This window comes from Kitasatospora sp. NPDC056531, assembly GCF_042794375.1.
Classification (GTDB): domain Bacteria; phylum Actinomycetota; class Actinomycetes; order Streptomycetales; family Streptomycetaceae; genus Kitasatospora.
The window spans coordinates 1-14,466 of the sequence record NZ_JBHTTU010000118.1 but is presented as its reverse complement, the minus strand read 5'-3'; the positions used below and the strand labels follow the sequence as shown (position 1 = coordinate 14,466).

At 69.3% G+C, this 14,466-nt stretch carries 14 protein-coding genes and 2 pseudogenes; 5 read left to right on the top strand and 11 right to left on the bottom strand.

The window, feature by feature from the left end; translation table 11 throughout:
- Positions 1–114 precede the first annotated feature (114 nt).
- From ACFQ87_RS40460 to ACFQ87_RS40450, 3 genes and pseudogenes are all read right to left on the bottom strand, one after another.
- On the bottom strand, positions 115–339 hold the full coding sequence (locus ACFQ87_RS40460) for a DUF397 domain-containing protein (RefSeq protein ID WP_380615959.1): 225 nt from the start codon (positions 337–339) through the stop codon (positions 115–117).
- On the bottom strand, positions 336–884 hold the full coding sequence (locus tag ACFQ87_RS40455; RefSeq protein ID WP_380615960.1) for a DUF5753 domain-containing protein: 549 nt from the start codon (positions 882–884) through the stop codon (positions 336–338). The genes ACFQ87_RS40460 and ACFQ87_RS40455 overlap by 4 nt, the downstream gene beginning before the upstream one ends.
- 109 nt (positions 885–993) lie before the next feature.
- Positions 994–1,197 (bottom strand): annotated as a pseudogene (locus tag ACFQ87_RS40450) (helix-turn-helix domain-containing protein); the annotation flags it as partial.
- A 292-nt stretch (positions 1,198–1,489) separates the two neighbouring features.
- Between ACFQ87_RS40450 and ACFQ87_RS40445 the strand changes: the two are divergent.
- Both ACFQ87_RS40445 and ACFQ87_RS40440 read left to right on the top strand, forming a co-directional pair.
- Positions 1,490–1,948, top strand: a complete 459-nt coding sequence (locus ACFQ87_RS40445; RefSeq protein ID WP_380615958.1) for an ATP-binding protein — start codon at positions 1,490–1,492, stop codon at positions 1,946–1,948.
- A gap of 421 nt (positions 1,949–2,369) precedes the next feature.
- Positions 2,370–2,870 (top strand): annotated as a pseudogene (locus ACFQ87_RS40440) (reverse transcriptase/maturase family protein); the annotation flags it as partial.
- Positions 2,871–2,894: 24 nt separating this feature from the next.
- Here the strand turns inward: ACFQ87_RS40440 and ACFQ87_RS40435 are convergent.
- Both ACFQ87_RS40435 and ACFQ87_RS40430 read right to left on the bottom strand, forming a co-directional pair.
- Positions 2,895–5,105, bottom strand: coding sequence for a recombinase family protein (locus ACFQ87_RS40435; RefSeq protein WP_380615957.1), 2,211 nt, complete (start codon positions 5,103–5,105; stop codon positions 2,895–2,897).
- Complete coding sequence (locus ACFQ87_RS40430; RefSeq protein ID WP_380615956.1) at positions 5,098–5,289, bottom strand: hypothetical protein; 192 nt, start codon at positions 5,287–5,289, stop codon at positions 5,098–5,100. Before ACFQ87_RS40430 ends, ACFQ87_RS40435 begins: the two co-directional genes overlap by 8 nt.
- 330 nt (positions 5,290–5,619) lie before the next feature.
- On the opposite strand from ACFQ87_RS40430, the gene ACFQ87_RS40425 reads away from it, so the two are divergent.
- The 3 genes from ACFQ87_RS40425 to ACFQ87_RS40415 all read left to right on the top strand — a co-directional run bounded on the left by ACFQ87_RS40425 (position 5,620) and on the right by ACFQ87_RS40415 (position 8,216).
- Positions 5,620–6,972 (top strand): reverse transcriptase/maturase family protein, encoded by a 1,353-nt coding sequence (locus ACFQ87_RS40425; RefSeq protein ID WP_380615955.1) that lies wholly within the window; start codon positions 5,620–5,622, stop codon positions 6,970–6,972.
- 97 nt (positions 6,973–7,069) lie between these two features.
- Entirely contained in the window at positions 7,070–7,348 is a 279-nt protein-coding gene (locus tag ACFQ87_RS40420; protein WP_380615954.1) for a hypothetical protein, read from the top strand.
- A 337-nt stretch (positions 7,349–7,685) separates the two neighbouring features.
- On the top strand, positions 7,686–8,216 hold the full coding sequence (locus tag ACFQ87_RS40415) for a DinB family protein (protein ID WP_380615953.1): 531 nt from the start codon (positions 7,686–7,688) through the stop codon (positions 8,214–8,216).
- A 420-nt stretch (positions 8,217–8,636) separates the two neighbouring features.
- On the opposite strand, the gene ACFQ87_RS40410 is transcribed toward ACFQ87_RS40415, so the two are convergent.
- From ACFQ87_RS40410 to ACFQ87_RS40385, 6 genes are all read right to left on the bottom strand, one after another.
- Complete coding sequence (locus tag ACFQ87_RS40410; RefSeq protein WP_380615952.1) at positions 8,637–9,290, bottom strand: class I SAM-dependent methyltransferase; 654 nt, start codon at positions 9,288–9,290, stop codon at positions 8,637–8,639.
- A 124-nt stretch (positions 9,291–9,414) separates the two neighbouring features.
- Positions 9,415–9,777: a hypothetical protein gene (locus tag ACFQ87_RS40405; RefSeq protein WP_380615951.1), complete on the bottom strand. Its 363-nt coding sequence runs from the start codon at positions 9,775–9,777 to the stop codon at positions 9,415–9,417.
- A gap of 109 nt (positions 9,778–9,886) precedes the next feature.
- A complete protein-coding gene (locus ACFQ87_RS40400; RefSeq protein WP_380615950.1) occupies positions 9,887–10,480 on the bottom strand; it encodes a class I SAM-dependent methyltransferase in 594 nt (197 codons plus the stop codon).
- A gap of 73 nt (positions 10,481–10,553) precedes the next feature.
- Entirely contained in the window at positions 10,554–11,303 is a 750-nt protein-coding gene (locus ACFQ87_RS40395; RefSeq protein WP_380615949.1) for an alpha/beta hydrolase, read from the bottom strand.
- A gap of 196 nt (positions 11,304–11,499) precedes the next feature.
- Positions 11,500–12,195 (bottom strand): aspartate/glutamate racemase family protein, encoded by a 696-nt coding sequence (locus tag ACFQ87_RS40390; protein ID WP_380615948.1) that lies wholly within the window; start codon positions 12,193–12,195, stop codon positions 11,500–11,502.
- 70 nt (positions 12,196–12,265) lie between these two features.
- Positions 12,266–14,116, bottom strand: a complete 1,851-nt coding sequence (locus ACFQ87_RS40385) for a CocE/NonD family hydrolase (protein ID WP_380615947.1) — start codon at positions 14,114–14,116, stop codon at positions 12,266–12,268.
- Between the last annotated feature and the right edge of the window lie 350 nt (positions 14,117–14,466).

Sequence of the window (14,466 nt, the reverse complement as noted above, 5' to 3'; positions counted from 1 at the left end):
GTGGAGGGGGGGGTGGGGGGGGGGGGGGTGGGGGGGTTTTGTTGGTGGGGGGTGTCCCGGGGGGTCTGTCGTCCCCCCTCCCCAGGGAGGCCCCCCCCCACCGCTCAGTGGCGATCAGAGGAGCCCGAAGTCGAACTCGCCGGTCGCGACGGCGCGGATGAAGGCCTCGTGCGCCGCGCGATCGAAGGCCAGGGCAGGGCCGGATGGGTCCTTCGAGTCGCGGATCAACGAGGCCGATCCGTCCAGGCAGGCGACCTCGACGCAGTTGCCGGAATCGTTGCTGCGTGAGGACTTGCGCCAGGTGAGCTTCAGGGCAGCCGCGTTGGGGTGGAACGTCATGTGAGCTTGTCTCTCTGGTCAGTGATGATGGCGAGCGAGTCGTCGAAACCGAGGGCGTCGGCCCGGATTGCGTCGAACTTCGCTCCGTAGATCTCTACGTCGGTGACCTCTTCGACCCAGAGGTTGCTCAAAGTGCCGTCCACCATGACGACATCGAGGTCTTGGCGCTGCGGAAAGCCGAGAATGGTGAAGGCTCCACCCATTCCGTGGTGGGCCTGCGCGCCGATCGGCATGACCTGGATGTTGATGTTCGGCTGGGCAGCGCGATCGATTAGGCGGGACAGTTGTTCGGTCATGCCGGCGGGGCTGCCGACACCGGACCGGATGGCTGCCTCGTGGATGACGGCCCAGAGTGTGAGTGGCTCGGACCGAGTGAGAACACCTTGTCGGGCCATTCGAACGTCGACCAGGGCCTCGACGTTGACGTCGGGCCGCATATTGAGCTTCTTGATGATCTCGCGTGCGTATGCGGGAGTTTGGAGGAGGCCTGGGATGAACGCGCCTTCGTAGGTGCGAACGGACGAGGCGCTGGCTTCCAAGGTGATCAGATCGCCGAGTTCGGGGCTGATGTGCGCCGTAGTTCTGCCACCACATGCCGCGCTGCGATCCGTTCTTGGCCATGTCGACCAGCGCTGAGATCAGATCGGTGTCGTCGCAGCGGTACAGCGCGAGGAGTCGCTTGACGTCATCCACCTTGGTGGCGCCACGGCCGTTCTCGATGCGGGACAGCTTCGGCTGGCTCATGCCGCTGAGCGCTTCGGCGACTTCTTCGTGCGAGAGGCCGGCTTCTTCTCTCCTGCGGCGCAGCTCGGCTCCGAGTTGCCTTCGTCGAACCGTCGGACCTGTTGTTCCGGCCATCCCCGCCCTCTCTGAGCCTCGCGGACCAGTCTGCCTCTCCGGCGGTCTCGTTCGCCACCGGCAACTGCCACTGTAGGAGCCCGATTTGGCGTTCGATTTGGATATATCCAAAATTCCGAGACGAGTTGCGAAGAGGGGGTCACTGGCTCCATGCCGAGCGTGACGAGCTGAGCACAGACGGCAATTGCCATGTGTAGCTGTGCGCTCGCATCACGATCACGCTCCGAACTGTCTCTTCTGATTGATCATCAATCGCTCGGAGGTATCTCTCGACTCTCACGGAGGTTCCTTCGTGTTCTCCCTCGAACTCCCCCCTGACTGGTCGGCCGCGCGCGAGGAGTTGCGCGAAGCCACCTCGCGCGCCGGGCGGAAGCCCGACCTGGTCGCCGACGCCGAGATCGCGCTCCTCGAACTCTTCGTCAATGCCTGGCGCCACGGCGGCAGTGCGGCGCCCGTCGTGGTCGTCGTCATCCTCGATGGCGTCCTCCGCGTCTCCGTCAGCGACGGGAGCCCCGCCCGCCCCATCCAGCAGGACGGCTCCAACCCCTACGCCGTCTCCGGCCGGGGCCTGCACCTCGTCCGCTCGCTCACCCACCGCTTCGGCACGGACCCCCGGAAGTCCGGCAAGTCCGTCTGGTTCGAGTGCGCCCTGAAAGCGCCTGGTTGTATTCCCGGTAGAGCCGGGAGGAATTTGGAGGATATTCCTGGGTCCAATGGCTTACCTGGCGTCGAAAGGCAAAGGGGACCGTAGCATGCCAGAGAAGCGGCGACCGGGTCCAGATATCAGGGACGGTGCGCCGCGGGACCCGCGCGATACGGTGAAAGCTGGATTGCCTGAATCCCAATCTCCAGTCGATTCAAAGACAGATCCGCCGGAAAGATATCCGAAACCGGTGCCGCTTCCTGTATCAGGTCCTTCGAACGCCGATGCAACTCCGGGGAGCGGGGCGATGTCCAGCGAGGTCATTCAAGGAGATGAGTGGGGCACCTGAGTCGCGCTAGTACGTACAACCAGGACGAACAGGGGATCACCTAAAGGGCGCGAGCCCCATGGTGACGGAGTGTCCGTAGTAGTCGCAGGAGTCACGACCTGCCAAGGAGGACGGGAAAGCCGTCCACAGGGCCAAGGGGCACAGGTGACCGGATATCAGCGAGGCCGGGAGGTATGCGTAATGCAGAGCGCCGAAGCGGTACTTGATATCCTCCGTGAACGCGGCAGGCGGGGCCTGCCGTGCAATGAACTCTATCGACAGATGTTCAACCCGCAGTTGTATCTCATGGCCTACGGGCGCATTTACTCCAACAAGGGGGCGATGACACCCGGGGCGACAGGGGAAACCGCGGACGGTATGTCGCTGGCGAAGATCGGGCGCGTCATCGACGCGATGCGTCACGAACGCCACCAGTTCAAGCCGGTCAAGCGGGTCTTCATCCCGAAGAAGAACGGGAAGCGAAGGCCGCTGGGGTTGCCGTCCTGGACGGACAAGCTGGTCGGTGAGGTGATGCGTCTCCTGCTGGAGGCGTACTACGAGCCGCAGTTCTCCAGCCAGTCCCACGGTTTCCGTCCCCGTCGGGGCTGCCACACCGCACTGCGCGACGTGGTCCGCACCTGGACCGGGACGAGCTGGTTCATCGAGGGCGACATCGCCCAGTGTTTGGAGTCATCGACACACTGCTCCCTTCGTTGATGGAGTGGGTCAGAACAGGCCGTCTGTGGGGGCGGGCAGCTTGATACGCAGGCCTTTTCGGCGTCCGGAGCGGACGTGGACGGCTTCGAGTTCGCCGCGCTTGACACGCTGCAACACGGTCTGGCGGGAGACGCCGAGGGCGAGGGTGGCCTCGAGCATGGGCAGCCAGCCGGGCGGTGCCTGGTCGGTGAAGCGGGACCGCAGGTCATCGGTGAGTCGGATCTGCCAAGGGGCGCCGGGGGTGACCTGTTCCCCGGCGATGAAGCCGTCGTTGAGCCACCGGTGCAGAGTGGAGGGTGCGATGCCCAGCTCCGCAGCGGCCCTGGCGATCGTGACAGGCTCGGGGCCCTGGGCGGGTGGTGCGTCGTCGGGCCGGTGGCGGGGGATCTTCCAGTGATTGCGCAGGCTGTTGACACGGTTGTAGTCGAAGGGCAGGCCGCGGGCGGTGGTGCGGCCCTGCCGGTTGAGGATCCCGGCGATCACGGCGTCGGGGTAGTGGACGGCCAAGCGGCGCACGAGATCGACGGTGTCGTCACTGGTGCGGATCTTCGGTGGTTGTGAACGGGGCAGGGCGACGGTGAGGTCGGTGAGCGCGCCGCCTTTCCAGCGCAGGGTCAGATCGGCGCGCTTGCTGTGGCGGTCGAGGCTGATGACGACCTCTTCCAGCAGGGTGTGCAGAACTTCCTTGCGGTCGCGGTCGGTTGTGGTCGGAGCGTGCCAGACGCCGGGCAGGTCGTTGCCCAGGGCGAGGACGCCTGCGCGTTCCTCGGCGGTCAGGGTGGTCGGGCGGCGGGTCTCGCGACGGGCGAGTTCGGCTTCGGCTGCGGCCAAGGCGGTGAGGGTGCGTTCCCACTCGGCTTCCAGGCCGCGGGCGACCAGGCGGTTGTCGGGGTCGACGGCCAGGTAGCGGCGCTCGGCCTTGGCAGCTTGGAAGCGGGCGCGTTCGACTTCGCGGCGCCACTGCGCGAGAGCGGTGTCGTGGCCGGCCTCGAGTTCGTCGGCGGCGGCCAGGCACGCGTCCAGGGCGGCGGGTTCGATGGCGGCGAGGAACGCCCCGGCAACGGCGGCGTCGATCTGCACTCCGCCGACGGTCAGGCAGCGCTGGCCGCGTCCGGCGACGAGTTCGGCGCCGTGGCAGTGGTAACCGGGGGTGGCCCGGTGCTTGCCGCGGTAGTGGACGGCGAGCTTGCGCCCGCAGTGGCCGCAGACGGCCAGGCCCTGCAGCAGCGCGCATCCCTCGCGGACCGCGCCGGTCCCGTCCCCGTGGCGGTCGGGGCGGGTGTTCTGGCCGATGCGGGCCTGGTTCGCCTCGAACGTCGCCCAGTCGATGAACCCCGGGTGGTGGTCGGGCAGCAGGACCTGCCACTGGTCGCGGGGCAAACGGCGTGCACGGGTGCGGAGTTGGCCGTCCTGGTCGAGGAACCGCTCGTGCCTGGTCTTGCCGTAGACGTATGCGCCGGCATACGCGGGGTGGGTGAGGACCTTGTGTACCGCGTGGTAGGTGGGCGCCACCCAGCGGATCTCCGCCTCGCCGGTCCTTTGCAGCGGGAAGGACAGGCCTTGCTCGCGCAGCCACAGCCAGGTGGCCCGAGCCGAGCCGCACTCGGCGAAGTGGGTGAAGATCGCCGCGATCACTCCGGTGACGGCTTCGTCGGGGTGGAGGAGGATCTCGCCGTCATCCTCGCGCCAGACCAGGCCGACCGGCAGGGCCCGGCGCAGTTCTCCGCGGGCGGCCTTGTTGCGGATCCCGCCGTCCAACCGGGCCCGCAGCACGTGCAGTTCGGCTTCCGACATGGTCCCCTTGAGCCCCAGCAGCATGCGGTCGTTGAACAGTCCGGGGTGGTAGAGACCGTCTGCGTCCCCGATGAGGGTGTTGGTCATGCCGGCGACGTCGAGCAGGCGGTACCAGTCGCTGTTACTGCGGGCCAGCCGGGAGACCTCCAGCGCCAGGACCAGACCGACCTCGCCGAGCGCGACCTGGGCGGTGAGCTCGGCGAAGCCGGAGCGGGCCGAGGTCACCGAGCCGGACACGCCCAGGTCGGCGTCGATGACCCGCACCGCCGAGCGGGGCCAGCCGAGCGTGACGGCCCGCTCGGCGAGTGCGTACTGCCGGTCGGTGGACTCCTTGTTGCGCTCGAGCTGGCTGGCGCTGGACTGCCGGACGTAGATCACCGCCTGGCGCCGCAGGTGGGCGGCGGTCACCTTGCCCGGCTCACTCATCGCCGTCCTCCTCGTTCCAACTTGGCGGTGTCGCTGCGGCTTTGGCGATCAGCCTGGCCAACGCCGCGACTGCTGCCCGCTGTTCGGTGACCGCTAGGCCGCCGAGGATCCCCGGCTTCGCCGCTGGCGTCACCGGCGTTCGTGCGTCGGCGGGCACCAGGCTCAACTGCACGGCGTGCAGCACGCGTGTCTCCCTCCCCCGGGGAGCTGCCGGACGGCTCGCCGGCGTCGGCACGCGCCGACAGTCCGGCTGTGACCGTCACAGCCCGCATGAGGTCGGCGAGACCACCGAGCGTTGCCGCCGGAGCCGACGCACCCTCGTCGACCCCGCCCAGGTCCGTCCATGCGGCCGGAACCAGGCTGCGGCTGCCGTCCGGCAGCACCAAGACCAGTTCCAGACTGCCGTGCCGACACATCTTCCCGAGGACTTCCAGGTCACACCCCTCGAAAGGGTGACGAGGACGGACGATCCGTACCCGCGCGGGGACGTCGTGGAGACGGGCATTGTGTCGTGGTGTCGTTCGACATGCTCGACCATCGGGTGATGCTTGAAACGCTGGCCGAGAAGATCCACGACAACCGGTTCCTGCGGCTTGTGCGCAACATGCTGAAAGCCGGATATCTGGAGGACTGGAACTGGAACGCCACGCTGAGTGGCGCTCCTCAGGGCGGCGTTCTGTCGCCCGTCCTGTCCAACATCTACCTGCACCGGCTGGACACTTTTGTCGAGAAAGTTCTCGTGCCGGAGTACACCCGAGGGGAACTCAGGGCGAGGAACCCCGAGTACCGCAGGGTCGAAGCGGATATTCAGCGCGCGCGAAGACGCGGAGACCGCGCTTCCGTGCGCGCCTTGCGTAGGCGGCTTCATTCTCTCCCGAGTCAGGATATGAACGACCCGGGATACCGCCGCCTGCGCTATGTGAGATACGCCGATGACACCCTCCTCGGGTTCGTCGGACCCAAGGCCGAGGCCGACGGGATTGAACAGCGCCTCGCACAGTTCCTGCGCGACGACCTCAAACTGGAACTGTCCGAGGAGAAAACCCTGGTCACCCATGCCAGAACACGGGCTGCCAGATTCCTCGGCTATGAGATCAGGACTCAACGGGACGACGGAAGGTCCGAGCGGAAGAAGGGAAACCGGCGGCTGCGCCGTTCGGTGAACGGAACCATCGCCCTCCACGTTCCGAAAGACGTGATCAAGGCCAAAAGCGCGCCCTACCTGACGCGCGGAAAACCCGCACACCAGCCGTCGATGTACAAGCATGACGACTACAACCTCGTCAACATCTTCGGCGCCAGGTATCGCGGGGTCGTCCAGTACTACCTGCTGGCCGGCGACGTCCACCGACTGAACCGGCTGCACTGGGTCATGCAGTCCTCGCTGCTGTGCTCCCTGGCGAACAAGCATCGCTCGACCGTGTCGAAGATGGCCCGCAAGTACAAGGCCACCGTCGATACGCCGGCCGGGCCACGCAAGTGCCTCCAGGTCAGCATCACCCGTGCCCCGAGCAGCAAGCCACTGGTCGCCCGGTTTGGCGGAATCCCCCTCCAGCGCAGAAAGGACGCGCTCCTCAAGGACCGCGATCCTGACCGAGCAGTCACCGCACCACGCCAACGCAGGCTGGTCAGAAGACTGTTGGCCGGTTTCTGCGAGCTGTGCGGAGCGACCGAGAACATCGCGGTCCACCAGATCCGCAAACTCGCCGACCTCGACCTCTTCGGGCAGAAGCAACCCAACTGGGCCGCTCTCATGGCCAGGAAACGGCAAAAGACTCTCGTGGTCTGCCCAACCTGCCACGACGGCATCCACGTTGACTGCGCAAGCACACCCCACGGAAGTCACTGGAGAGCCCGTTGCGGTTAACGCCGCACGACGGGTTCGGGAGGAGGCCGCTGGGAAAAGGACCAGCCCACACGCTGGCACCTCGCCCGGCGGCCCACCTCGCGCTGGACGCCGCCGCGTGACCGCCGACGACCGCAGCCGCCGCCCGATCGAGCCGGCCGACCCGCTCATGCGCACCTACACCGAACTGGAGGTCGCCTATCTGATCGCCGAACTCCAGGATCTCGGCCGTGAGTTCGGCCTGCTCTGGCCCTCCGCCACCACCGACAGCGTCGTGGACGGCCGGGTCCTCGTCCGCTTCGGCAACGCGCCGGCCAGCACCGTCCTGAACCTCCTCGCTCTGCTCCGCGACCGTGAGCACGAGAAGACCGAGGACGACGAGCCGTGCGACTCCTGATCGGCCTCGCTCTCCTTCTCCTCCTGCTCCTCGCCATCGCCGTCGTCGCCCTCGGCGCGGTCGCCGTCCTGCGGATGCCCCACCGCCCGGACGACACCGTCTGATCCGCGCGATGCCGCTCAGGCCGTCCGGTCAGACCCGCCGGGCGGCCGGCGCCGCTGCCCGGCGCGATGTTCCTGGCCGCGGGGCTCGCGCAGCGCGGACCGGACAGTACGGGAGCCGGGTCCGTTTGCGACCTAGTGACTCGGCTCGCATCGTTGACCAGGTAATCGACGGGCGGGACGCTTTGCTGTGAGTGGTTGGCCTGCCTGTGGGGCCCCGCTTAACATCACCTGCCATGACTGCTGAATTCCGTCCCCCGGCGGAGCCCGATGTCACGCTCACCAGCCCGGCCGAGTTGTTGGCGGGCTATCTGGATTTCTACCGTGACGCCGTGCTGCGCAAGCTGGACGGCCTGACCAGCGAGGAGCTGCGGGACAGCCGGCTGCCATCCGGGTGGGCTCCACTGGAGCTGTTGAAGCACCTGGCGTATGTGGAGCTGCGCTGGCTGGAGTGGGGCTTCGCCGGCCAGCAGGTCGAACAGCCGTGGGGCGACATGGAAGCCCGTGGCGGCACATGGCGTGTCGAGGCGGGTGAGACCGTCGAGGAGGTGACGGCGTTCTTCCGCGCCCAGTGCGAGCGGTCCCGCGCGATCGTCGCCAGCGCGCGGCTGGAGGACCGGATGGCCACGCTCGGGGGCCGGGTCCCGCCCGAGGAGGAGCGGCCAACGCTGATCTGGGTTCTGTTCCATTTGCTCCAGGAGTACGCGCGGCATGTCGGGCACCTCGACATCGTCCGGGAGCTTGCCGACGGCGTCACTGGCGAGTAGTCGGAACCGGCGTTTCACCGGCTCTCGACAGGAGAGGTCGTCTGTGACGACCTGTTGGTAACCGCCCATCGATTACCCGGTCAACGATACGAGCCGAGTCGCGAGTAGGGCTTGGTCAGGTCTGTATTTGCGTGGGAATGTTGCGGTGGCAGGTGGGGCCGGCGCCGGCTCAGGTGGCGAGGAGAATCTGCAGCTCGCGGACGACCTGGTAGAGGCTCGGGCCGGTGCCGTTCCTTTTGGGGCTCGGGCCAGCCTCCGCAGGGTGCAGAAGCCGTGCGCCAGGGCGACGAGGGTGACGTGGTGGTGCCAGCCGGTGAACGTGCGGCTGGGGCGGCCGCCCTCTCAACCCAGTGGTCTGACCGCCCGCCCCGTGATCGTCGGCGGTCCAGCCGAGCGGCCTCACCCCGGGAACGAGCCCGGTCAGGGCGTTTCGGGCTTGCGGGCCAGGAGGCAGGCATGCGGTCTGTTCGCGAGTCCGCCGGGCTCCTGTTCCAGTCGCGCGGTGACGACGAGTCCGGCCTGGTCCAGCAGGTCGACCATGTGGTCCAGGGGCAGGAGGTGCGACTCGTAGGACACCGGACGGCCATAGCCGTGGGTCGGCTGCAGCCGCTCATTGCCGACATAGTCTCCCCAGAGCAGGTAGCCGCCGGGCGCGAGCGTGCGGTGGAACTCGGCGAACACGTCCGGCAGCCACTGCGGGGGCGTGTGATGGGTGGAGTACCAGGCCAGGATGCCGCCGAGCTCGTCGTCCCTCGTCTCCAACACGGTCATCGAGCCCTCGGTGAACCGCAGGTTCGGATAGGCATGCCGGGCCAGCTTGACCATCTTCGGCGACAGATCGAGGCCGAAGACGGACACCCCCAGTCCGGCCAGGTGCGCCGTCACGCGGCCGGGTCCGCACCCCAGGTCCGCGACCGGCCCCAGACCGGCCGTCCGCACCAGTTCGGCAAACCCCGCCAGCATCGCGCGGGACAGCGGGTCCATCTCGGATGGAGGCGGGACGCGTTCGACGTAATCGGCGGCGACCGTGTCGTACGACTCGCGGACAGCGGTCAGAAAGGAGGGCTCAGCCATGCGTGCGACCCTAGACCAGGCAACTGACAGACCATGGCACGACCTTCAGCGGACCCGCGCGACACCCACCGCTGCCGACACCCGGCCGTCACACCATGCCGGTGATCGTTTGCGGTCGCGGCACCTAGAAGGGCGGCCAGTCGGAGCCGGGCGGGGGAGTGACCTGCGGCCGCTGGCGCTTCTCGCCCTGCGGGTCCGTCGGCCAGCGTCGGTCGATGACGATCGCGGCCTCCTTGCAGGCCGTGCAGGCGTCGTCCCGGCCCGGCAGCCAGTAGTACGGGGAGGCGTGCAGGCCCTCCTGCCGGATGCCGCACAGGGTCGTGCCGAAGTACCCGTAGGCGTGGGCGACATCGGCGGGCAGGTGCTCCGACTCGGCCCGCTCCCAGCGCCACTCGGGCGGCTCGTAGCGCGGGTGTGAGACCTCCTGGGGGCCGTGCCCGAGCTCGGTCCAGGCGTAGCACCAGGCGCAGAACCACCTCTCCTTCACCGGGAGGGCCCAGTCCGGCCGAGGTTCCGATACCGGCACCGGCCGCATCTCGTGGTCGCACACATCGCAGGTCACAGCCGAACTCTCCCAGGCGCCACTGACAGGGCGCTCAGGGCTTGGTCCAGGTCAGCGAGTAACGCCGCAACACGTGCCACCGGTAGCGCACTCCGGGCAGCACCCGCCGGGCGGTCTCCCGCACCTCGCGGTAGCTCATCTCCGGCGCGGCCATCGGCATGCCCTCCGGGGCGCCCGTCCGCCGCACCGCCTTCACCGCCCGCACCAGCGGCGCGGCCGCGATCCGCCGGGCCCAGTCCGCCGCCGTCGCCTCCCGCGCCAGCCCGACCACCACCAACACCCCGCCGGGCCGCAGCAGTTCCCGCATCCGGGTGAGGGCCGCCTCGAAGTCCATGTGGTGCACGGCCGTGACGGAGCAGACGAAGTCGAAGCCCTCGCCCGGCAGGTCCAGGGTGAGGAAGTCCCCCTCCAGAAAGGTGGGTTCGGAGTAGGTGGCCCGCGCCCGCGCGACCATCTCACCGGAGAGGTCCACTCCGACCACCCGCCCGCATCGCCGCGCCAGCCTCGCCGCCAACAGCCCGTCCCCGCACCCCACGTCCAGTGCCGCCCGGCACCCGGGCGGCACTGCCCGCAGGATCCCGGGGTGGCGGGCCACATTGGTGTTCCAGTACGGGACTTCGTCGTGCATGCCCCCCACGGTAGAGGTCCTGTGCCTCCAGCGGCGCCCGGCGGAACCGGCCGGGCGCCGCAGCGGGGTGGGGTCAGGCCCGGGTGAGGTGGCGGGCGAAGAAGCGGGCGGCGCTGTCGGCCTCGAAGCGGGGCAGCTCCTTGTGCTTGCCCGAGTTCACGTGCAGCGACTTCTCCTTCGAGGCGAAGGCGTCGAACAGTGCGAGGCCGGCCTCACGGGAGATGTGCTCGTCGTCCCACTGCATGTCGTACTCGATCGGGATGGTGATCCGCTTCGCCTTCTCGGCCAGGGTGTCGGGCCAGTGCTGGCCGAAGACGGCGGCGGTGATGCGGGGTTCGGTGGCGACGAACGGCAGTCCGATCGCGGTGCCCATGTTGATGCCCCAGAAGCCGACCGGCCCGTCGGTGCCGATCTCCGGGAGCTGCTGGAGGGCGTCCAGGGTGGCCCGGTACTCGGGTACGGCGAGTTCGGCGAGGTGGTCGTTGTAGCGGACGACGATCGGGCCTTCCGGCTCGCCGGCCGCCCGGGCCCGGAACAGCTCGGCGATTTCCGCCTCGTCGTGGGCCGTGCGCGGCCGGTCGCCGTGGCCGGGTGCGTCGAGGACGGCGACGTGGAAGCCGGAGCCGGTCACGAGGAGTCGGGCGCGGCCGGACATGGCCGGGTGCTTCTTGTGGTTGCCGCCGCCGTGGGCCATCAGGACCAGGGGTGCGCGGTCGGCGCCGGAGGTGGGGGACCAGAGGACGCCGGGGGCGTCGCCCAGGGTGAAGTCGCGCTCGCGAATGCCGTTCGAGGACGACTCAGAGGTGAACTGGAGAGAGTACATAGCGTGTTGCCTTTCGGGAGTGCCCAAGCGTGTTCGGGGGCTCCCGGCGGACAGCTACGTCTATCGCCTGACCGTGACGGCGAGGGGGAGCACCCACATCGATACAGCGTTCACGGGGTCTCACCTCCTCGTTCGGTGTCGCGGTCGAGGGAGATCTTGCAGCCTGCACGCCCTCCCGCGCAAGCCCGTTTTCTCCTCACCGGCCGTCAAGTGCCGTGTCCACGGCAGCCTCCGCATGCAGACGAGCGGTGGGGAACACCGGGACCGGGCTGTCCTCCGGCCGAATCAGCAGTTCGATCTCGGTGCAGCCGAGGATGATCCCTTCCGCCCCGGCCGAGACCAGCTCCTCGATCACCCGCCGGTAGGCCGCCCGGGACTCCTCCCGGACCTCCCCCACGCACAGCTCCTCGTAGATCACCCGGTGCACCAGGGCACGCGAAGCGGCCGCCGGCACCAGGACGTCGAGGCCGGAAGCGGCCAGCCGCCCCCGGTAGAAGTCCTGTTCCATCGTGAAGGCCGTCCCCAGCAGCCCCACCCGTCCAACGCCCGCCGCCCGGACGGCGGTCGCGGTGGCATCGGCGAGGTGCAGCAGCGGCACGGAGACCGCCGCCGAGACCTGGTCGGCGACCTTGTGCATGGTGTTGGTGCAGATCAGCAGCAGGTCCGCGCCCGCCGCCTCCAGTGAGCGCGCCGCGCCGGCCAGGATCGAGCCGGCCTCCTCCCACCGCCCCGCCGCCTGCAGCTGCTCGATCTCGGCGAAGTCGACGGAGTAGAGCACCAGTTGGGCGGAGTGCAGTCCGCCCAGCCGGTCCCGGGTGAGTTCGTTCAGCAGGCGGTAGTACTCGGCGGTGGATTCCCAGCTCATGCCGCCGATCAGCCCGAGGGTCTTCATGGAGCCAGTTATAAGTCAAATCCGAGCATCGAGGCAAGTGTATAAGTATACCTTTGAGGTTCTCCCGGCCCTACCGTGGCACCCGGTGCTGCCACTCCCGGGCGAACACCACCGACCCCGCCTCCAGCGCCCGCACCTGCACGACGCTGATGAAGTTCCCTGCATCGCACCGCAGTTGGGTGCGGGTTTGGACGGTGACGTCCCAACCGATGTCCGGCCGTTCCAGCCGCACCGTGCGGTCCGTGCGGGCCTGGGCGCTGAGTGGGGCACCGGTGAGCACGCGGTACGCGGTGACGGTGTGCTCGTCGCGGACCAGCCCGTCGGGGTGGGTGCGGGTGCCGTCGGTGGCGGGGGAGAGCTCGATGCGCCACTCGTGGCGGCCGATGTCGTGGATGGTGACGTGCTCGGGCCGGGCGGTGAGCGGCTCGGTGAGGTGGATGTCCAGCGGGTCGGGCAGCGAGGGCGCCTCGAAGGTGACGGGCGCGGCGCCGGTGTCCGCCGCGAGGTGGCGCACGGGCAGGCTGAGGGTGGAGCGGGACGGGTCGAGGGCGTACCCGGTGTCGTCGGCGGACGGCCACACCCATGGCCAGTAGACGGAGCAGAGGGCGAGCCGCAGCCGGTGCCCGGCCGGAACGGCGGCCGCGCAGGCGGCGAGCTCGACCTCGGCGTCCGGCCCGGTGGCGGTCAGCACGCCCCGGGTGAGCAGCTGCGAGGTGCCGTCCGGGCCGACCGTGCAGAGCCGGGCCACGACCTGGACGGACCCGCCGTCCTCGCGCAGCCGCAGTCGCAGCCGCGCCGTCGGGGTGCCGAGCAGCTCGATCGGTTCGGGCAGCGGTAGGGAGTCGAAGCAGACCGAGCGGCCGTCCTCCTCGCGCTGGTCCGGCGGCTGGTCGGCGGGGCGGCCGTGCGGGACGTAGGCGCCGGCGTTGAGGCCGGTGTGCTGCGGGGAGCGGACGTGGACGTAGCGGTCGTCGGAGGCGGTGCCGGCGGTGCGCAGTTGGCCGTCCAGGTCGTAGTGGATCTCCCGGACGTCGGGGGAGGGCCAGCTGTCCGCGCCGGTCCAGCGGTTGCTGATCCAGCTGCGCAGGGCCGGTTCCTTGAGGGCGCCGGTGTCGACGCCGCGCAGCCAGTGGTCCCACCAGCGCAGGGTCTCGGGCAGGGCGGCCTCGGGCAGGCCGTGCGGCCAGGGCCCGAGCAGGGCGTGCGCGGTGGGGGACTCGGCCAGCAGGCGCAGCACGAAGGAGCAGGACGGGTCGCCCCAGCCGGCGACCGCGAATACCGGGACGGAGACCGGCACGCTGGTGTCCCCGGCGGCGAGCCAGGCGTCGACCGGGGGTTCCAGCGACTCCAGCCGGGCCAGCCAGCCGGACCGCCAGGCGTCGCCGGTGTGCCGGGGGTCCGGCGGGAGGGCGGCGTCGGCGACCAGGGCGGTGAGCCGGGTGTGCAGGTCGGCGGCGAGGACGGCGCCGCCGAGCCGGTGGCCGCCCGCGGGGCAGCCGGCGACCACCGCGCCGACGGTGTCCGGGGTGCGGGCGGCGAGCCGCAGTGCGGTGGTGGCGGCGGCGCCGACGCCGAGCAGGCCGACCCGGCCGTTGCACCAGGGGCGGCGGGCGAGCCAGTCGACGACGGCGGTGCCGTCGGTGAGTTCCTGCTCGCCGTCGGGTTCGGCGGGCAGGCCGCCGGAGTTGCCGTGGCCCCGGGTGTCGACCCGGACGGTGGCGTAGCCGTGGCCGGCGTACCAGGGGTGGCGGCGGGCGTCCTCGGCGGCGGTGCGGTCGGAGAGGCGGTCGGCCGAGTACTCCAGCAGGGCCGGGACGGGCTCGTCGCTGACCGGGCGCCACAGCCGGGCCGTCAGCTGGGTGCCGTCGGGCAGCGGGATGCGGACGTCCTCGCGGGTGGTGTGGAAGGGGTACGACGGCATGGCCGCTCCCATCGGGTACCGGGCCGGTGAGTGTCGAGCGGCCCGCGGCGCGCACGGGGTCGCGCCGCGGGCTGTCGGCATTCCGACCCTAGGGGAGGAAGCGGTGGATTTCCTGATGAGATGGGCGAAGTGGCTGTGCCCGGCTCAGCCGGGCGGTGGCGTCGAGGGGCGGGGCGGAGACCAAGCTGTAATTGCGTATGACTTGCAACTACTCGTTCCAAGAGGGAAGGATGGCCCAGCTCCGCCCGCAGCACCCGAAAGACATCTCACGTGCCTAACAAGTCAAGCCGCGACGGCCAGATCCGTTGATGAGGAGGTGAAGGCGTGATCTTCGTCGAAGAGTTGCCTGG

Excerpts from the sequence above, each read along its gene's own strand:
- ACFQ87_RS40460 (WP_380615959.1), bottom strand. The coding sequence starts at position 339 with ATGACGTTCCACCCCAACGCGGCTGCCCTGAAGCTCACCTGGCGCAAG.
- ACFQ87_RS40435 (WP_380615957.1), bottom strand. The coding sequence starts at position 5,105 with ATGAGTGAGCCGGGCAAGGTGACCGCCGCCCACCTGCGGCGCCAGGCG.
- ACFQ87_RS40415 (WP_380615953.1), top strand. The coding sequence starts at position 7,686 with ATGACTGCTGAATTCCGTCCCCCGGCGGAGCCCGATGTCACGCTCACC.
- ACFQ87_RS40410 (WP_380615952.1), bottom strand. The coding sequence starts at position 9,290 with ATGGCTGAGCCCTCCTTTCTGACCGCTGTCCGCGAGTCGTACGACACG.
- ACFQ87_RS40400 (WP_380615950.1), bottom strand. The coding sequence starts at position 10,480 with ATGCACGACGAAGTCCCGTACTGGAACACCAATGTGGCCCGCCACCCC.
- ACFQ87_RS40395 (WP_380615949.1), bottom strand. The coding sequence starts at position 11,303 with ATGTACTCTCTCCAGTTCACCTCTGAGTCGTCCTCGAACGGCATTCGC.
- ACFQ87_RS40390 (WP_380615948.1), bottom strand. The coding sequence starts at position 12,195 with ATGAAGACCCTCGGGCTGATCGGCGGCATGAGCTGGGAATCCACCGCC.
- ACFQ87_RS40385 (WP_380615947.1), bottom strand. The coding sequence starts at position 14,116 with ATGCCGTCGTACCCCTTCCACACCACCCGCGAGGACGTCCGCATCCCG.